This is a genomic window from Shinella pollutisoli (assembly GCF_024609765.1).
GTDB classification, from domain to species: domain Bacteria; phylum Pseudomonadota; class Alphaproteobacteria; order Rhizobiales; family Rhizobiaceae; genus Shinella; species Shinella pollutisoli.
The window spans coordinates 123,021-140,903 of the sequence record NZ_JANFDG010000001.1 but is presented as its reverse complement, the minus strand read 5'-3'; the positions used below and the strand labels follow the sequence as shown (position 1 = coordinate 140,903).

Below are 17,883 nucleotides of genomic sequence, written 5' to 3'. Positions count from 1 at the left end.
CTTGCTCCCGGTCAGGCGACGCTGCGCAGCGACGGCTTGCCGTCGGCAAGCCGCGGCTCGATGAAGCGCGCATACCAGTCGACGAACTGCATCACGCCGCCCTCGTGGATCCCGGAATAGGGGCCGGGCTCGTAGGCGGGCGACTTGATGCCGAAGGCGTTCTCCTCGACGATCCGCCGGTCCTCGTCGTTGGTCTCGGTCCAGACGTGGATCAGCTCGGCAAGGTCGTAGTCGACGCCTTCGACCGCGTCCTTGTGCACCAGCCATTTCGTCGTCACCGCCGTCTCGGTGGCGCTGAGCGGCAGCACGCGGAAGGTGATGGCATGGTCGCCGAGGATGTGGTTCCAGGTCGTCGGGTAGTGGTAGAGGAGCAGCGTGCCGATGCGCTCGGCCGAGACCCGGTCGGAGAGGTTGCGGCGCACGGCGCGCCGGCCGGTCGCCGTGTAGCTGACGGCGTCGCGCAAGAGCGGCGCACGCGTCGCCCGGTACTGCCCGGCTTCATCGATGCGGAACTGCGAGGGCAGGCCGGCCGCCTCGCAGCGCGCCCAGTGCTCGGCGATCTCCGGGTCGTCCTGCGCGCCGCTGACGCCCGTGATGGTCGGCGCCTCCGGATAGGTCTTGCAGAGATCCGGATGGTTGGCGGCGCAATGGTAGCACTCGCGGTTGTTCTCCCAGACGAGCTTCCAGTTGCCCTTCTCGATGATCGTCGCCTCGTGCGCGACCTTCGCGTCGACGAGATTGTGCGGCCTGAAATAGGGCTCCATCAGCGCGCGGAACGGCGCGAAGTCGGCCGGCTGGTCGGCGAGACAGATGAAGACGTAGCCGGCGACGCTCTCGCAGGCGACGGGCTTCAGGCCGAAATCGTCCTTGCAGAAGTCGTCGCCCATGTGGCGGGCGAAGACCAGCTTGCCGTCGAGGTCATAGGTCCACTGGTGGTAGGGGCAGACGAGACGCGCGGCCGTGCCCTTGTGCGTGGTGCAGACGCGGCTGCCGCGGTGGCGGCAGGAATTGTGGAAGGCGCGGATCTCGCCGTCGCGCCCGCGCACCACGACCACCGGATAGTCGCCGACCTGCAGCGTGAAATAGCCGCCGGCCTTCGGGATCTCGCAGTCGTGGCCGACGAAGAGCCAGTCGCGATACCAGATCAGCTCCAGGTCGAGCCGGTAGAAGTCGGGGTCGATGTAGAAGGGCTGCGCCAGGCTGAAGCCTTCGCGCCGGTTGCGGATGAGCTTCAGCATTTCGTTGCGTGCGTCCATGTCCGTCCTCGCAAGGGTACAAGGACTGAACTGGTGGTGATGGAGGAAAGAAGGCCGCGGGCATGCCGGCCCGCATGGGCCTGCCGCGACGTTCCGCCTCTTGACCGCCCACCGCGATCAGTCGGGTTTCGATGGTCCGAGGCTGGTTTCCGGGCTCCGGAGCCGTCCCTTCCGGGACTGCCGCGACGCCTTCCCAGGCTTTCGCCCAGTGGCTTCCGTCGCGACGTCAGGCTCCGCTACCGTTGCGGGGGCAGCGCCGGCATTGAACCGGCTTCCCAATTATCCCTCCGGCAAATCGTCGGAGAGCACCTTGAACGGAATTGATAAAACCACGGACCCGGAGCCGGGGATCACATGAAAGCGACATCCGTCCGGCGCAAAGAGGACAGGCGGTTTCACGGCCGGACGGCGAGCGTGCCCGTAAGGCGCAGGATCTCGAAATCGCTGACGAGCACGTCGACGCGCAGGCTCCATTCGCCGGCGAGCGGCAGGACGACGTCGCCGCTCCGCCACGTGCCGTCCGCCTGCCGTTCGGCCTGCCGCTTGAACGGCTCGATGCCGGCCGCCGGATTGGAGAAGACGAAGGAGACTCCCTTCGCCTCCATGGGCTCGAAGGCATGGGTGAGCAGCGTCGCCGTCACGGAAACCGGTCCCGCACGCCCCGGCGTCACGACGATTTCGGCCATCGCCTTGTCGCTGTGGATATGCACGGTGGCCGGGACGGCCGCGGCGGCGGTAAGCACGCGCGGCGGCGGCGTGAAGCGCCAGGTCGCCGCCGCGCCGAAGACGAGGAGGACGATCAGCGATTCCGCCGCAATCGAGCGGGCGAGACGGCGCGTCGCCGCCGGATCGCCGGCTTCGGCCTTCGCCGTCAGCCCCCAGCGGTTCATCGCGGCGAGGAGGAAGAGGACGGCGAGCAGCGCCAGCTTCACGAGGAAGACCTGTCCGTAGGCCGTGTCGAGGAGTGCGCCGGGCTGCCCGACCTGCACGACGGCAAGCGCGATGCCGGCAAGCACGAGCACGGCGACCATCGGGGCGATGGCGCGCGAAAAGCGCCGCAGTGCCGCGGCGGCTCCGGCCTCGCCGCGGCTGAGCGCGAGGCCGAGCGGCACCAGCGCGCCGATCCAGACGGCGATCCCGGCCGCATGCAGGAAGACGGCGGGCCGCATCAGCACCTGCGGCGCGGCGGCGCTGGCGTGCCCGCTCAGCGCCGGGGCGAGGCCCGCGAGAAGGAGTACCGCGGACGCCGCGGCGGTGGCGGCACGCCCCGTCAGCCGCAGGGCCGTGCCGGCAAGCGCGAAGGCGACGAGCGCGGCGGCGACGGTGCGGCCGTAACTGGTGGCGAGGCCGGCCGACCAGACGGCGATGTCGCCGAGGTGGCCGGCCCCCAGCGCGTCGCGACCCTGGAAGCCGATGGAGAGAACGGTTCCGGCCGCGCCGAGCAGAAGCATGGCCGCGACGAAGCCGCGGCCCGAAACGATGCCGGGCATCAGCACGCGGCGGGCGAAGACGCCGCCGCAGCCTGCGAAGAGGCCGAGGAAGAGCGCGATCTTGCAAAGCCAGAGGCCGGCCTGCACCCCGCGGTCGCTGCCGTCGGCGACCTGCGGCACCCCCTCGCTCGGCGCACCGATCGAGAAGACGAGCGCGCCGCCGACGGGATGCCCGTCCTCCGAGACGACGCGCCAGCTCAGCACATGGGTTCCCCGGCCGATGCCGGCGGGGGCGGCGATCCTGAGCGTCCGGTCGACGAGATCGAACCGGTCGAGCTCGACCGCGCCGCCGTTCGGCCCCACCAGCCGCAGCGACAGCGGCGAGACCGGCTCGCTGAAGGTCAGCGAGTAGGCCTCGGGTGCTGCCGCCACCACCGTCCCGTCGGCGGGCTCCGAGCCCGTCAGCGAGGCATGGGCCGACGCGGCGGCGACCTGCATGGTCAGCGCCAGAAGCACGAGCGGCACGAGCCGCGCGAGATGCACAAGCCTGCGGATCATGCCCGTCCCCCCGACCCGGCGAACGCTCAGTGGCCGCCGGTCTTCTCGATGAGCTTCACGCCCGGGGCGGGCAGTTCGAGGTCGTCGCTCGTCTGCCCTTCGGCCGGGATCTCGATCCAGCGCTCGGCCTTGTCCGCCCCGCATTCCTGGACGACCGGGAAATAGAGCGTGCTGCCGACCGCGAGATCCGGCGTTATATAGCCGCGCAGGATGAACTCGTCATATTCGTCGTCGCCGAGATTGCCGCCCTTCCAGACGATCTCCTGCATGCCTTCGCCGGTCGGCGTGCCGTGATAGTCGTAGGTCTTGGCATATTTGCCCTTGATCTTCTCCAGCGTCCAGCCGGGCTTGGGCATCGGCTTGACGGCGATGACGCCCTCGGGAATGCGCACGCGCACCACGTTGGTGGCGAGACCCTCGCAACCGTGCGGCACGCGGAATACCGCCTTGTAGGTGGAGCCGACCGGGGCTTCCCCCTTGTCGAGCGTGACATGGGCGAATGCGGGAGCCGCGGCCAGAATGAGGGCGCCGGCGGCGAGAATGAGCTTGTTCATGGGAATCTCCTTGGAAATGCGCCGGCACCGCCGGCAGGTTCGGCAGTTCTCGTCCCGCGCAGTCGCATGCACGCACCGGTCTCCGGTCATGGAGGGATATTGCGTGGATGGGCAGCGCGCGGGCCGGTCAGGCCGCCTGCGGTGGAGCGCGGGGATTGCCGGGACGATAGTCCGCCGTCTCGACGGAGACCGTCCGGCGGGGCGCGGCAAGGAGATAGGAAAGAACGGACGGGGGAACGAAGGAGGCCGTCTCGCCGTCCGGCGCGAACGCCAGGGGCGAGGCGGCGTTGCAGCCGAGCATGCAGCAGGTCGGCAGGGCCGTGCGGTCGTCGGACGAGCCGCCGTGGTCCTGGCCGGTGATGCAGAGCGGATTGCCGAAGGCGTCGAGCCCGGGGCCGGCCGGCATGGCGGCCGCCGCCCAGGCCGTCAGGAAGAACTGCACGGCAAAGGCGAGGGCCGCCAGCAGGGCGATCGCTCCATGTCCTTTGCGCGTTGTTCTTCCCATTCGTCCCTCCTGTCGGGCGCGATGATGGTTAGCACGGCGCCGCGCCGGCGTAAATCGATCGGGCGTGCGGCAAATGATACGTGGACCGGCGGAAAAACGGCGCGGTCGCCTCTTCATCGCCGGCCGGATGTCGCCCTATGCTGCCGGCCGCTGCAAACGGGAACGAAACCATGACGAAGATCGCCTTTCTCGGCACCGGCCTGATGGGAGAGCCGATGGCCCGCAACCTGCTTAAGGCCGGCTTCGGCCTGACGGTCTGGAACCGCACGCAGGACAAGGCGCTGCCGCTCGGCGCGGCCGGCGCGCGCATCGCGCCGGCGCCGCAGGACGCGGTGCGCGGCGCGGGGATCGTCGTCACCATGCTGTCGGACGGCGAGGCTGTGAGCGATCTTTTGTTCGGCCGGGGCTGCGCGGCGGCGATGGCGGCGGGAACGCTGGTGATCGACATGAGCTCGATCCGCCCGCGCGAGGCGCGCGACCATGCCGGGCGGCTCGCGGCCGCCGGCATCGGCCACCTCGACGCGCCGGTGAGCGGCGGCACCCGGGGCGCGGAGGCCGCGGACCTCGCCATCATGGTCGGCGGCGATCCGGCGGACTTCGCCCGCGCCGAGCCGGTCCTGCGGGCCATGGGCCGGCCGGTCCTGGTCGGTCCGGCCGGCGCCGGGCAATTGTCCAAGCTCGCCAACCAGGCGATCGTCGCCATCACCATCGGTGCGGTGGCCGAGGCGACGCTGCTCGTGCGCCGGGCGGGGGCCGATCCCCGTCTCTTCCGGCAGGCGCTCGAAGGGGGCTTTGCCGATTCGATCATCCTGCGCCAGCACGGCGAGCGCATGGAGACCGGCGACTTCGCGCCCGGCGGCCGCGCCTCGATCCAGCTCAAGGACCTCGACAACATTCTCGACGAGGCGCGCGCGCTCGGCATCGCGCTGCCGCTCGTCTCGGCGCTCCGCGACCGGTTCCATCGCCTCGTCCACGACATGGGCCACGGCGAGCTCGACCATGCGGCGCTTTTCCTGGAGCTGCTCGACCGGAACGGCCTCCCGGCCGGGACGTGAAACCCGATTTCGGTTGAACCGGCGCGAAAAGCCGGCGACAAACGGCAGGTCCGGAGGAGACGGCGAAGCCGCCCGTGCTTCCGCCTCTTTTCCGGTGCTTTTCTCGTGAACGGATACGGTCCCATGTCGACGGCAGCGTCACCATCCCTCCCGGAAACGCCGCGGCGTCTCGTGCTGATGGGCGTCGCCGGCTCCGGCAAGTCGGCCGTGGGCGCGGCGCTCGCCCGGCGGATCGGCGCGGTCTATGTCGACGGCGACGACCTGCACCCGCCGGAGAACATCGCCAAGATGAGCCGCGGCGAGCCGCTGACCGACGCGGACCGCTGGCCCTGGCTGACGCTGGTCGGCCGGAAGCTCGCGCGTGCCGAGGGCACCGTCATCCTGGGCTGCTCGGCGCTGAAGCGCCGCTACCGCGACCATATCCGCAAGGAGGCCGGTGCTCCCGTCACCTTCGTCCATCTCTCCGGCACGAAGGAGCTGATCGCCGGGCGCATGAGCGCCCGCTCCGGCCATTTCATGCCGGCGAGCCTCCTCGACAGCCAGTTCGCCGCGCTCGAGCCGCCCGGCCCCGACGAGGGCGCCGTGACCGTCGACATCGACCAGCCGCTCGACCGGCTGGTGGAGGAGATCGCCGCGAAGCTGGCCGGTCCGTAGCTGCTTTCGCGGCGCGCAATTCCGCAGGCGCCGCATCCGCCTGGCGATCCGGTCAGCAATAGGGGTGCAGGTCGCCTGGCCGAAGCGGCTCCGATCGATCGCGAAGCTCCATGATTTCCGCGATGGCCGCCGGCGGGGAGCGCTCGATCGGCGCCTCGGGAAGCGGCGGCCGTCCTCGTATCATGTCGGCCGCCTTCTCCGCGATCATGATGACCGTGGCGTTCAGGTTCGCACCGACGACATCCGGCATGACGGACGCGTCCACGATCCTCAATCCCTCGATCCCCCGCACCCGCAGCTGCGGGTCGACGACGGAATCGTCGTCCGCCCCCATGCGGCACGTGCAGCTCGGATGGAATTCGGTTTCGATCGAGCTCCTGATCGCGTCCTCGATCTCGGCGTCGGTCCGCTGGCTCTCTCCGGGATTGGCTTCCACGGAGCCGAGCTTCCGTATCTGCGGTTGCTCGACGATCTCCCGCGTCGCCTTGATGGCTTCCCGGATCTCGACGATGTCCCGCGGATCGGAGAGGAAGCGGAAATCGATCGCCGGCGCGTCGGCCGGCGAGGCGGACCGCAGGAACAGGCGCCCGGTGCTGCGCTGGCGCAGCTGGGCGATCATCAGGGTGAAGCCGTTCGTGACGCGCAGGGTGTCATTGTGATAGTCGATCTTCATCGGGCAGAGGTGATACTGCACGGCGGGCAGGTGCGTTTGCGGGAATGCGCGGGCGAAACCGCCCACCTCCCAGACGTTCGACGCCGCGGGTCCGGTCTGGCGCAGCAGCCATTCCGTGCCGACCCTGGCTTTCCCGGCGAGGCTGCCCATCCAGGAATGGGACACCGGCTCGTTGAGCTTCACCGTCATGCCGAAGTCGAGATGGTCCTGCAGGTTGCCGCCGACCAGAGGGCGGTCCAGCTTCACGTCGATGCCGTGGCGGAGCAGGTGGGAGGCGGGCCCGATCCCCGACAGCATCAGCAGTTGCGGGCTGTTGATGGAGCCGCCGCTGAGGATGACCTCCCTGCCGGCATAGGCCTTGACCATGTTCCCCCCGTGGCTGAAGAGGACCCCTTCCGCCCGGTCGCCGGCAAACAGGATCCGATGCACCAGGGCGCCGGTCCGGATCGTCAGGTTCGGACGGGAACGCGCCGGATGGAGATAGCCGACCGCGGCGCTGCAGCGCTCGCCCCTCTTCTTGGTCGAATCCATGCGCCCGATGCCGAAGGGGCCGGGCCCGTTCAGGTCGTCGCTCACGTGATGCCCGGCGGAAGAGGCGCTCTCCAGGAACGCATCGAAGATCTTCGACGAGAGCTTCCCGCGCTGGACGTGCAGCGGCCCGTCCGCGCCGTGGTAGAGCGACGCGCCGCGATCGCTGTTTTCCGACCGGCGGAAGTACGGGAGGCAATGCCTGAAGCTCCAGCCCTCCAGCCCGCGGGCCTCCCAGGAGTCGTAGTCGGCGGGGTGGCCGCGCAGATACACCATCGCGTTGATGGAGGAGGAGCCGCCGAGGGTGCGGCCGCGGGGCACGGGAATCCGCCTGCCTTTCAACTGCTTCTGGGGCTCGCTCGCATAGTTCCAGTTGTACCGGGGATCGAGATAGACCTTGTAGACGGCGGCCGGCATCCGCATCATCAGCGCCCCGTCGCGCGACCCGGCCTCCAGAAGCAGGACGCGGCAGTCCGGATCCTCGGTAAGGCGGTTGGCCAGCACGCAGCCCGCCGAACCGGCGCCGACGATGACATAGTCGAAATCGTTTCTGTCCGGATCCATGCCTTCCTCCTCCATTCGCACGGAAGCCCGCCTCCGGCGTTCCGGCCCAGCCGCCCGGACATGCCGCGCGTTCGGCCGGCGCGCCGCTCCGCCCGCCGGCATGTCGACGGGACGAAAGGGCTTCGTCGGATATGTGACCCCGTTCCCGCGGCGGGTGGCGACAGGCGGCTGCGCGTCGGTCCCCCGTTCGTTGCCTCTACCCTAGTCGCGCGGTGAGGTTGCCGTATATACCCCGAGAGAGGTATTTGGTTCGTCGAATGGCGATTTAGGATATAGCCGTCCGGACTGCAGCCTCGCATCGGTGAAGCCTTGAGCAAGAGCGACCAGTTTCCCAACGCAAGCCTGAGCATGCTCCTGGAGGGGCTCGCCGGTCTCGTCGGCAGGCCGGAGTTGACCGACCGGGAGGTCGGCGCCATCGTCGAGGCGACGGTCAGGCCTCTCCTGCATTTCGATCGTCTGGTGGTGTTTTCCTTCCGGCGGGACGAGAGGCCGCTCCACCTGTTCAGCACGTTCAGCGGGGACGAGCGCAAGATCCTCGTCGATCTGTATCAGTCCGGCCATTACTTGCTCGATCCGTTCTATCAGGCGAGCAGGGAACGCAAATGGGGCCTCTACAGGATGCAGGAGCTCGCCCCGGACAGGTTCTACAAGAGCGAGTATTACCGGAAATACTACGCGAAAACCGGCCTTGTGGGCGAAGTCGCGTTCCTGATCCCCGCCGGGAACGATATCTGCGTCTGCGTCTCATTCATGCGGAACGACAATTCCAGCCAGTTCAGGCAGCACGAGTTGAGCCGCCTCAAGGTGGCGGAGGCGCTCATCGTCAGGATCGTCCAGTGGTATTGGAAGGGTCTAGACCGGCTGTTCGATTCCCGGTCCGAAGCCGGCTCGAGGCGCCGGGCCGGGAATCGCTCCCTGCAGGCGGACGATGTGGCGTGGACGGATTTGCGCCTGACGCACCGGGAGAAGGAGATAATCGAGCTCGTCCTGCAGGGTCACTCCTCCGAGTCCATAGGACTGCGGCTTGCCATCGCCACCGGCACGGTCAAGGTTCATCGGCGGAACATCTACAGGAAGCTCGGCATTTCGTCGCAAACGCAGCTTCTTTCGAGATACCTGAGCGCGATAAGGAGCCAACCGAAGCCGCCGGAATAAAGCCCGCGCCGGGCCGGGAGCTTCCGCCCGGTCAGGCTTGGGAACATGGCTCACGCATATCGCCGGACCGCCAGGTCGGTCGCGTCGATCTCCGGCTTGCGGCCGGAGACGAGGTCGGCGATCACCCGCGCGGAGCCCGAGCTCATCGTCCAGCCGAGCGTGCCGTGGCCCGTGTTGAGGAACAGGCCGGCGACCTTCGTCGGGCCGATGACCGGCGTGCCGTCCGGCGTCATCGGGCGAAGGCCCGACCAGAAGCTCGCCTTCGACACGTCGCCGCCGGGGAAGAGATCCATGACGGAATGCTGGAGAGTGAGGCGGCGGGGCTCGCCGAGGTCGTTGGTATAGCCGGAGATCTCCGCCATGCCGCCGACGCGGATGCGGTCGCCGAGCCGCGTGATGGCGATCTTGTAGGTCTCGTCCATCACGGTCGATTCCGGCGCGCGCGACGGGTCGGTGATCGGGATCGTCAGCGAATAGCCCTTGACCGGATAGACCGGCAGGCGGATGCCGTGCGGCCGCACGAGGAGCGGCGAGAAGCTGCCGAGCGCCACGACCACGGCATCGGCCGCAAGCCGGCCATGGGCGGTGACGACGCCGGTGACGCGGCCGCCTTCCACGTCGAGCCCGCGGATGATGCTGCCGTAGTTGAAGGTGACGCCGAGCGCCTCGGCCTTTTCCGCCAGCGCATTGGCGAACTTGAAGCAGTCGCCGGTCTCGTCCTTCGGCGTCAGCAGGCCGCCGACGATCTTCTCGCGCACATGGGCGAGCGCCGGCTCGACGCGGATGCAGCCGTCGCGGTCGAGCACCTCGTAGGGAATGCCGTCGGCGGCGAGCGCCTTGACGTCCTTCGCCGAGGCGTCGAGCTGGGCCTGGGTGCGGAAGAGCTGCAGCGTGCCCTGCATGCGCTCGTCATAGGCGATGCCCGTCTCCTCGCGCAGCGCGGAAAGCGAGATGCGGCTGTAGTCGGCGAGGCGCAGCATGCGGCTCTTGTTGAGCGCATAGCGGGCGGAGGTGCAGTTCCTCAGCATCTGCGCCATCCAGGAGAGCATGGCCAGGTCGACCTTGGGACGCAGGATCAGCGGCGCGTGCTGCATGAACAGCCATTTCATGGCCTTCATCGGAATGCCGGGCGCGGCCCAGGGCGAGCAGTAGCCGAACGAGACCTCGCCGGCATTGGCGAAGCTGGTCTCCAGCGCCGGGCCGGGCTGGCGGTCGACGACGGTGACCTCGTGCCCTGCCCTGGCAAGCTGGTAGGCGGACGTGACGCCGACGATGCCGGCGCCGAGAACGATGACTTTCATGATGTTCCCACTGCAAAGAGGTCGAGACGGTCGCGGCCGGCGGCGATTGCGGTGCCGAGCCGTCCGCCTTTGCGCGAGCCTATTGAAACGATCGCGAAATTTCCGGCGAAACAGCGGTTGAACGTTGTGAGAAATAATGATTTCTGCAAGGAACGGTGACGATTTGGAATGATCTGCAATGACGGCGCTGGATGCGATCGACCGCAACATTCTCCGGCTCCTGCGCCTCGATGCGCGCATGAGCAATGCGGGCCTGGCGGCGGAGGTCGGCCTTTCTCCCTCGGCGTGCCTCAGGCGCATCCGGCTGATGGAGCAGGCCGGGGTCATTCGCGGCTATACGGCGCTGGTCGACGCGGGCCATGCGGAGGCGACCATCGCCGTCATCATCAACATCACGCTGGAGCGGCAGACGGAGGACCACCTCGACCGCTTCGAGGCCGCGGTGCGCCGGCATCCGGAGATCCGTGAATGCTTCCTGATGACCGGGGGGTCGGATTACCTGCTGCGCGTCGAGGTCGCCAATGCGGGCGAGTTCGAGCGCATCCACAAGGAAATTCTCGCCAAGCTGCCGGGCGTGCTTCGCATCCACTCGAGTTTCTCGATCCGCGACGTGCTTGCGACGAGGGTCGCAAGGCGGCACAGGGGCGAGCGTTGAACGCGGCGGGCCGCCTCGACCGGCGGCCCCGACGGCCCCGAGGCTCGTGCCGTCCGGGCTGCGCCTCAGTACTGAGGCGGCGTGATCACCCAGACGACCTTCGTCGGCTCCTCGCCGGAATTGGCGCAGCGATGAACTTCGGTGCTCTTGAACGAGAAGCTGTCGCCTGCGTTCAGGCGGAAGAACTGGCCGGAGACCCAGAGGTCGAGCGTCCCGCTGATCACGAGCCCCGCCTCCACGCCCTCGTGGCTGTAGTCCCCACTGTCCGCTCCGGGATCGATCGTGCTCATCAGCATCTCGAGCGGGCCGCTCAGGTTCGGGGATAGCAGTTCCTCCTCGATCCCGAGCGCGGTGAACGTCAGCCGGCGACGGTTGTTCGCCCGGACGATGATGTCCTTCTCGTCCGCGGGCACGTCGCTGCCATGGAAGAACCAGTTGATCTGGACGCCGAGGGCCGTGCTGATCCTCTTCAGGACGCCGATCGGCAGCTTCGACTGGTTCCGCTCGATCTGGCTGAGATAGCCGACCGAAATCCCCGCCGCGTCCGCCACCTCCTGCAGCGTCAGTCCCCGGGCCTTCCGAAGTTCGCGGATCTGCCCGCCGATGGCGTCCTCGCGCGGCTGCGCGTCCGCGGGGGAGGCGTCGTTGCTCTGCGATATGCGTGGCGGCATGGTCGTTCCTTCATTCGCCGGAGAATGATTATCCCCCCTTCCGCGATCGAGACAACACGCGCGTTCCCCACCGCCTCGTGCAGCCGCCTCGATGCATCGGCGATAAGGGCTTGGGCATGAAAAATCAACTTAATATTTTCACACTTGAAAAATTCGTTTTATAGATGTAGAAGATCGATGTTCAATTTCGTGCCGATCGGCAGTCGTCCGGTTCCTGTCGAGATGACGGCTCGCCGCCTTTTTCTTCGAGGTGTCCCGGAGCGGCGGGCCCCCTTATGCTGCCGGCCGCCGGCATCCTCGCTTCACCGCAAACCATCCGGCCGCCCCGCGGCCGCAACCTCGGAAAACGCCATGAGCAACATCCCGCAAAAAGCGCGAGTCGTCATCATCGGAGGCGGTATCTCCGGCTGCTCCGTCGCCTATCACCTCGCCAAGCTCGGCTGGACGGATGTGGTGCTGCTCGAGCGCAAGCAGCTCACCTCCGGCACGACCTGGCACGCGGCCGGCCTTATCGGCCAGCTGCGCGCCTCGCAGAACATGACGCGCCTCGCCAAATACTCGGCCGACCTCTACGTCAGGCTGGAAGCCGAGACCGGGATCGCCACCGGCATGCGCCAGAACGGCTCCATCACGGTGGCGCTGACCGAGGAGCGCAAGGAGGAGATCTATCGCCAGGCGAGCCTTGCGCGTGCCTTCGAGGTGGATGTCCACGAGATTTCACCGCGGGAGGTGAAGACCCTCTATCCGCATCTCAACATCACCGACGTGCGCGGGGCGGTGCATCTGCCGCTCGACGGCCAGTGCGACCCGGCCAACATCGCCATGGCGCTCGCCAAGGGCGCCCGCCAGCGCGGCGCGAAGATCATCGAGAACGTGAAGGTCACCGCCGTCCATGATCGCGACGGGCGCGTGACCGGTGTTTCCTGGGCGCGCGGTGAGGAGCAGGGAACGATCGGGACCGATCTCGTCGTCAATTGCGGCGGCATGTGGGGACGCGATCTGGCGGCGCGCTCCGGCGTGACCCTGCCGCTGCATGCCTGCGAGCATTTCTACATCGTCACCGAGGCGATCGAGGGCCTCTCCCGCCTGCCTGTCCTGCGCGTCCCGGACGAATGCGCCTATTACAAGGAGGATGCCGGCAAGATGCTGCTCGGCGCCTTCGAGCCGAAGGCCAAGCCGTGGGGCATGGAAGGCATCAGCGAGGACTTCTGCTTCGACCAGCTGCCGGAGGATTTCGAGCATTTCGAGCCGATCCTCGAAAAGGCCGTCAACCGCATGCCGATGCTGGAGACGGCCGGCATCCACACCTTCTTCAACGGCCCGGAGAGTTTTACGCCCGACGACCGCTACTATCTCGGCGAGGCGCCGGAGCTGAAGGGCTACTGGGTTGCCGCCGGCTACAATTCCATCGGCATCGTCTCCTCCGGCGGGGCGGGCATGGCGCTCGCCCAGTGGATGAACGACGGCGAGCCGCCCTTCGACCTCTGGGAGGTCGACATCCGCCGCGCCCAGCCGTTCCAGAAGAACCGCGCCTATCTCAAGGACCGCGTCTCCGAGACGCTGGGCCTGCTTTATGCCGACCATTTCCCCTATCGCCAGATGGCGACGGCGCGCGGCGTGCGCCGCTCGCCGCTGCACGAGCACCTGAAGGCCCGCGGCGCCGTCTTCGGCGAAGTCGCCGGCTGGGAGCGCGCCAACTGGTTCGCGAAAGAGGGACAGGAACGGGAATACCGCTATTCGTGGAAGCGGCAGAACTGGTTCGAGAACCAGAAGGAAGAGCACCTTGCTGTTCGCCACGGCGTCGGCCTGTTCGACATGACCTCCTTCGGCAAGATCCGTTTGGAGGGCCGCGATGCGCTCACCTTCCTGCAGCGCGTGTGCGCCAACCAGATGGACGTCGCCCCCGGCAAGATCGTCTACACGCAGATGCTCAACGAGCGCGGCGGCATCGAGAGCGACCTCACCGTCACCCGGCTTTCGCCGACGGCCTTCTTCGCCGTAGTTCCGGGCGCGACGCTGCAGCGCGACCTCGCCTGGATGCGCAAGCAGCTTCGCCCGGAGGAATTCGTGGTGATCACCGACGTCACCGCCTCGGAATCCGTGCTCGTCCTGATGGGGCCGAAGTCGCGCGATCTCATCACGCGCATCAGCCCGAACGATTTCTCCAACGATGCCTTCCCCTTCGGGACGGCGCGGGAGATCGAGATCGGCATGGGGCTCGCCCGCGCGCACCGCGTCACCTATGTCGGGGAGCTCGGCTGGGAGCTCTACGTCTCCACCGACCAGGCCGCCCATGTCTTCGAGACGATCGAGGAGGCCGGACACGATCTCGGCCTGAAGCTCTGTGGCTTGCACACGCTGGATAGCTGCCGCATCGAGAAGGGCTTCCGCCATTTCGGTCACGACATCACCGACGAGGACCATGTCCTGGAAGCGGGCCTCGGCTTTGCGGTCAAGACCGGCAAGGGCGAGTTCATCGGCCGCGATGCGGTCCTGAAGGTGCAGGCGGCGGGGCTGAAGCGGCGGATGCTGCAGTTCCGGCTGCGCGACCCGGAACCCCTTCTCTTCCACAACGAGGCGCTGGTGCGCGACGGGAAGATCGTTTCCATCGTCACGTCCGGGAACTATGGCCATCATCTCGGCGGCGCGATCGGAATGGGGTATGTGCCGTGCGAGGGCGAGTCCGAGGCTGATGTGCTCGCGTCGGCCTACGAGATCGAAATCGCCGGCAAGCGCTATCAGGCCGAGGCCTCGCTCCGCCCGATGTACGACCCCAAGGCGGAGCGGACGAGACTGTGACGGATCGGGGACCGCCGGGCGTTGGACGACGCCCGCCGTCCCCCCGACATGAAGCAGCCTGATATCAGGAGGCGGCGGAAGGAGCGCGCTGGGAGGCCTGCGCCTCCTCGACCACCCATTGGACGAGGAGCTTCATCTCGTCCAGCTTCGACGCCCGATCGTTCGCGATCACGAAGAAGGCGTTGTCCGTCCGCACCTCCTCCTTCAGCGGCCGGACGAGGCGCTTGTTGCGCCGGAGCAGGTGGCTTGTCAGCGCCCAGCCGAGCACGACGCCCTCGCCGGCGAGCGCCGCCTGCATGGCCGGCTGGTAGGACATCCGTCACCCGCCAGGGTGGGCTCGCGATCCGAAAGAAGCCGCTGTCACCATGACGGTGACCGTGCCCATCAGCCCGGTGACCACGATCAATGCCATGGACAGCGACACCATCGTCAGAACCGCACTGGCGAAGATGACGCCCGTGGCGTTCGCCGTGCGCAGCAAGGCGAACACCTCCGGCCGTCTCTGCGCGGGCGCAAGCATGTCGAGGGCGAGCGAGTAGTAGGTGGCCAGGGGAGCCAGGACGGAGCCGATCAACACCGCTCCGGCGATGGTCGTTGCAAGAGACGGGCCGAGCGCGGCAAGCGCGCATCCCAATGTCATCGTGGAAAGCTGGAGCAGGACGACTTTCCGCGTCGCCATGCGGTTCCGCACGCTGGTCCATGTGCCGCCCGCCACCGAAGCCAGGCACAGGGGAACCGTGAAGAGGATCGCCCAGCCCGGTTCGTATCCGAAGCTGAGCGCCAGGGCGACCGCGCCGATCTCGATGGCGGCGACGGCGGCCCCGCCGGCTCCGGCACACAGGAGCCACAGCAGGATCGTGCGGCTGAGGATGGATCCGCCGGCCTGATGCACCTGTTCGGGCCGGGCTGACCCGGCCCGCGGGACCAGCAGCGCCGGCATGGCGCCAAGAACCGTCAGGGCCAGAACGGCGAAGATGGGAGAGAGGGCGCCGAGGCCCGCCGCGGCGACCGGCGCAAGCACGAAGGTCACCTCGTTGAGCGTCGCCGCGATGCCGAGCGCCCGCGGCAGCCGGGCGGGCGGTGTGAGATCGTTCAGGATGGCCCGCAGATACCCGTATGCGGCCCCGTTCACCGAGCCCGCGGCCGCCGCGAACAGGACGAGCCACGGGAAGGGCGCCTCTTGGGCTATGCACACGACGATCGAGGCGAGGGCCACCGTGCGCACGGCGACCAGAAGCTTCAGCATCGTCGCCGAAGGCCGGTTCCTGCCGAGCCGCGTCAGCGGAACCGCGCCGACGACCTGGGCGATCGTCATCGCGAGGATCATGGCCGCTCCGCCGCTGGTGTCGCCGGTCAGGCCCAGGGCCACCAGCGAGAACGCGACGGGACCCGCCGCCTGCGGCACGGTCAGCGTGCCGTTGGCGATGAACCAGCCGAGCAGGCGCCGTCTGGCGGCCGGAGCGCCGTGGTCGGTCATCGTGTTTCCCGCGTTTCGACCGTCCACTCCGGCAGCGGAAACAGGCGGTCATAGGCCCAGTTGAAGACGTATGCGTAGACCATGTAGAAAAGCGCGAAGGAGAGGTCCATCGCCAGCGCCTGCCAGAGCGAGATGCTCAGATACCAGGCGATGAACGGCATGAGCACCGCCAGGAGGCCGATCTCGAACAGGATTGCGTGATAGATGCGCGCGAGGCCGCCTTTCGCCGTCGTGCCGGAGATCCGTTGCAGGATGAGGTCGAACAGGTAGTTGTAGACGAAGTTCCAGGCGGTCGCGATCGTGGCGCTGACGATGCTGACGATCCCGATATCGTGCATCGGCATGCCGAATGCCCACGCGCCGAGCGGCGTGACCAGGGCGAGCCCGAGGATCTCGAAGCTGACGGCGTGACGAACCCGGTCGGCGACGGAGCGCATTTGTCCTCCCGATTGCCCGGGCCGTCCCGAACCAACTTGCCCGTAGAGACGGGGGAGGTCGTCCTCGCTTTGCCGGGCGAGGATATAGCCGGGATATTGCGATTGCAATTGCCTCGGCCGCCTTGCCGGCGCCGAGCCTCGCGCCGGTGGACGGTCGCGGGAGACGATGGAGGCAACCGCGTCTGGCCGCTTTGCTGCGAGGCTGGACCCTCGTGATTGCCACGTCACCGGCTCGCGGAGCGGGTTCCCGCTAAAGCGCGGATCAGCCTCGCGTCCGCTGTTCGCTCTCCGGCTCCTCCCGCGGCCCCGGCATCGCCCGCCGCCCGCGCATCACCGCGAAGATCGCCCCGATCATGCCGCCGGTGACGATCCCCGCGGAGGCGCCGGCGAGGCCCGCGAGAAGACAGTAGAGCGCGGTCGCCGCCGAGAGGGAGGGGGAAAGGATCAGCGCCGCGATCGCGCCGACGACGGCGCCGATGGCGCCGAGCACGAAGCCCACGCCCGTGACGGCGTCGGAAGGGTCGACAACCCGGATCCCGCCGTCCGGCGCATCGGTTGCAGAGGGATTGTCGTGGTTCACTGCATCCTCCTCAGATTGCGGCCTTCCGATGAACGTCCCGCCGCCGCCTCTTGTTCGTCAGGGCGCTCCTCGTCCTCGTCGTCGATGAGGACCCGCTCGGCGGCGCCCTTCAGGTCGTCGTACTGCCTCGTGCGCAGCGACCAGAAGAAGGCGCAGAGGCCGGCGCCGCCCATGGCCACCGACAGGGGAACGAGCACGCCGAGCGCGGTCATGGCCGTCACCGCATCTCTTTGTAGGCGTGCCACGTGGCATGGCCCAGCCACGGGAACACGATGATGAGGGCGACGAGGCCCGTCGCGACGCTCAGCAGGAAGAGGGCGAGGACGACCGCGCCCCATGCCAGCATCGGCCGGAGATTGTTCCAGACCATGGCGGTGCTCACGCCCATGGCCGTCAGCGCGTCGGTGCGGCGGTCGAGCAGCATGGGAATGGAGAAGACGCTGATGGCGAAGGCGAAGCCGGCGAAGAGCGAGCCGATCAGGCTGCCGACCACGAGCATCGCCCAGCCGGTCGGGGTGGTGAACAGCATGCCGGTGACGTGGTCGAGGCCGGGAAACGGGCGGATGCCGAAGAAGAGCGCGTAGACGAGGACGGCCGCGCGCATCCACAGGAGCATCAGCATGGCGAGCAGCATGCCCGTGAAGAACACTTGCGCGCCGGCAAGCGGCTGCACGGTCAGCATGGAGCGGAGCGTGGTGCGCTCGCCGTTCTCGATGTCGCGGCTCTTGAGATACAGGCCCGCGGCCACCAAGGGGCCGACGATCAGGAAGCCGGCGAGGGCGGGGAAGAGGAAGTAGTCGCGGCCGGAGCGGAACATGTAGACGATGAAGACGATCGAGGCGAGGAACACCGTCAGGCCGTAGAACAGGCTGGGAAGCGGGTTGGTCCAGAGGTCGCGCCAGCCGCGGCGCAGCCACGTCACCGCCGCGTCCGCCGGCAGGTGGCGCTTCCAGCGCTCGTCGCGCATCTCCTCGATGTCCGAGACCTCGGAAACGATGCCCGCCGGATGCTCTCTCGTCGCCATTGCCATC

General features: G+C 68.0%; 18 protein-coding genes and 1 riboswitch. Of the genes, 5 read left to right on the top strand and 13 right to left on the bottom strand.

Going from position 1 to position 17,883, the window contains the following annotated elements; genetic code table 11:
- Window positions 1-11: 11 nt before the first annotated feature.
- The 4 genes from NNZ72_RS00735 to NNZ72_RS00720 all read right to left on the bottom strand — a co-directional run bounded on the left by NNZ72_RS00735 (window position 12) and on the right by NNZ72_RS00720 (window position 4,303).
- On the bottom strand, window positions 12-1,256 hold the full coding sequence (locus NNZ72_RS00735) for an aromatic ring-hydroxylating oxygenase subunit alpha (protein WP_257311208.1): 1,245 nt from the start codon (window positions 1,254-1,256) through the stop codon (window positions 12-14).
- Between the two features lie 123 nt (window positions 1,257-1,379).
- A riboswitch (cobalamin riboswitch) is annotated at window positions 1,380-1,584 on the bottom strand.
- A gap of 67 nt (window positions 1,585-1,651) precedes the next feature.
- Complete coding sequence (locus NNZ72_RS00730; RefSeq protein ID WP_257311205.1) at window positions 1,652-3,244, bottom strand: copper resistance CopC/CopD family protein; 1,593 nt, start codon at window positions 3,242-3,244, stop codon at window positions 1,652-1,654.
- Between the two features lie 26 nt (window positions 3,245-3,270).
- Complete coding sequence (locus NNZ72_RS00725; protein WP_257311201.1) at window positions 3,271-3,798, bottom strand: YcnI family copper-binding membrane protein; 528 nt, start codon at window positions 3,796-3,798, stop codon at window positions 3,271-3,273.
- A 127-nt stretch (window positions 3,799-3,925) separates the two neighbouring features.
- The gene (locus NNZ72_RS00720; protein ID WP_257311198.1) at window positions 3,926-4,303 is read right to left on the bottom strand and encodes a hypothetical protein; all 378 of its coding nucleotides are present in this window, start codon (window positions 4,301-4,303) and stop codon (window positions 3,926-3,928) included.
- A gap of 170 nt (window positions 4,304-4,473) precedes the next feature.
- On the opposite strand from NNZ72_RS00720, the gene NNZ72_RS00715 reads away from it, so the two are divergent.
- Both NNZ72_RS00715 and NNZ72_RS00710 read left to right on the top strand, forming a co-directional pair.
- Window positions 4,474-5,358 carry an NAD(P)-dependent oxidoreductase gene (locus NNZ72_RS00715; RefSeq protein ID WP_257311196.1) on the top strand — a complete coding sequence of 295 codons (885 nt, stop codon included), beginning with the start codon at window positions 4,474-4,476 and terminating at the stop codon, window positions 5,356-5,358.
- 123 nt (window positions 5,359-5,481) lie between these two features.
- Window positions 5,482-6,012: a gluconokinase gene (locus NNZ72_RS00710; protein ID WP_257311194.1), complete on the top strand. Its 531-nt coding sequence runs from the start codon at window positions 5,482-5,484 to the stop codon at window positions 6,010-6,012.
- Window positions 6,013-6,064: 52 nt separating this feature from the next.
- On the opposite strand, the gene NNZ72_RS00705 is transcribed toward NNZ72_RS00710, so the two are convergent.
- Window positions 6,065-7,777, bottom strand: a complete 1,713-nt coding sequence (locus NNZ72_RS00705) for a GMC family oxidoreductase (protein ID WP_257311191.1) — start codon at window positions 7,775-7,777, stop codon at window positions 6,065-6,067.
- 348 nt (window positions 7,778-8,125) lie between these two features.
- On the opposite strand from NNZ72_RS00705, the gene NNZ72_RS00700 reads away from it, so the two are divergent.
- Window positions 8,126-8,932 (top strand): helix-turn-helix transcriptional regulator, encoded by an 807-nt coding sequence (locus NNZ72_RS00700; protein ID WP_371747667.1) that lies wholly within the window; start codon window positions 8,126-8,128, stop codon window positions 8,930-8,932.
- Window positions 8,933-8,982: 50 nt separating this feature from the next.
- Here NNZ72_RS00700 and NNZ72_RS00695 read toward each other — a convergent pair whose 3' ends face one another.
- Window positions 8,983-10,233: a D-amino acid dehydrogenase gene (locus tag NNZ72_RS00695; RefSeq protein WP_257311186.1), complete on the bottom strand. Its 1,251-nt coding sequence runs from the start codon at window positions 10,231-10,233 to the stop codon at window positions 8,983-8,985.
- A gap of 178 nt (window positions 10,234-10,411) precedes the next feature.
- On the opposite strand from NNZ72_RS00695, the gene NNZ72_RS00690 reads away from it, so the two are divergent.
- Entirely contained in the window at window positions 10,412-10,888 is a 477-nt protein-coding gene (locus NNZ72_RS00690; protein ID WP_257311183.1) for an Lrp/AsnC family transcriptional regulator, read from the top strand.
- A gap of 65 nt (window positions 10,889-10,953) precedes the next feature.
- Here the strand turns inward: NNZ72_RS00690 and NNZ72_RS00685 are convergent, their stop codons facing one another.
- The gene (locus tag NNZ72_RS00685) at window positions 10,954-11,559 is read right to left on the bottom strand and encodes a helix-turn-helix domain-containing protein (protein ID WP_257311181.1); all 606 of its coding nucleotides are present in this window, start codon (window positions 11,557-11,559) and stop codon (window positions 10,954-10,956) included.
- A 351-nt stretch (window positions 11,560-11,910) separates the two neighbouring features.
- Here NNZ72_RS00685 and NNZ72_RS00680 point away from each other — a divergent pair, with 351 nt between their 5' ends.
- On the top strand, window positions 11,911-14,358 hold the full coding sequence (locus NNZ72_RS00680; RefSeq protein WP_257311179.1) for a GcvT family protein: 2,448 nt from the start codon (window positions 11,911-11,913) through the stop codon (window positions 14,356-14,358).
- 64 nt (window positions 14,359-14,422) lie between these two features.
- Here NNZ72_RS00680 and NNZ72_RS00675 read toward each other — a convergent pair whose 3' ends face one another.
- The 6 genes from NNZ72_RS00675 to NNZ72_RS00650 all read right to left on the bottom strand — a co-directional run bounded on the left by NNZ72_RS00675 (window position 14,423) and on the right by NNZ72_RS00650 (window position 17,876).
- On the bottom strand, window positions 14,423-14,674 hold the full coding sequence (locus NNZ72_RS00675; RefSeq protein WP_257311176.1) for a LysR family transcriptional regulator: 252 nt from the start codon (window positions 14,672-14,674) through the stop codon (window positions 14,423-14,425).
- A 3-nt stretch (window positions 14,675-14,677) separates the two neighbouring features.
- Window positions 14,678-15,835: an MFS transporter gene (locus NNZ72_RS00670; RefSeq protein ID WP_257311175.1), complete on the bottom strand. Its 1,158-nt coding sequence runs from the start codon at window positions 15,833-15,835 to the stop codon at window positions 14,678-14,680.
- Complete coding sequence (locus NNZ72_RS00665; protein WP_257311172.1) at window positions 15,832-16,272, bottom strand: PACE efflux transporter; 441 nt, start codon at window positions 16,270-16,272, stop codon at window positions 15,832-15,834. Before NNZ72_RS00665 ends, NNZ72_RS00670 begins: the two co-directional genes overlap by 4 nt.
- Window positions 16,273-16,534: 262 nt before the next feature.
- A complete protein-coding gene (locus tag NNZ72_RS00660) occupies window positions 16,535-16,852 on the bottom strand; it encodes a hypothetical protein (protein ID WP_257311169.1) in 318 nt (105 codons plus the stop codon).
- A complete protein-coding gene (gene ccoS / locus NNZ72_RS00655; protein WP_257311167.1) occupies window positions 16,849-17,064 on the bottom strand; it encodes a cbb3-type cytochrome oxidase assembly protein CcoS in 216 nt (71 codons plus the stop codon). The genes NNZ72_RS00660 and ccoS overlap by 4 nt, the downstream gene beginning before the upstream one ends.
- 5 nt (window positions 17,065-17,069) lie before the next feature.
- Complete coding sequence (locus NNZ72_RS00650; RefSeq protein ID WP_257311164.1) at window positions 17,070-17,876, bottom strand: DUF2189 domain-containing protein; 807 nt, start codon at window positions 17,874-17,876, stop codon at window positions 17,070-17,072.
- Window positions 17,877-17,883 lie beyond the last annotated feature (7 nt).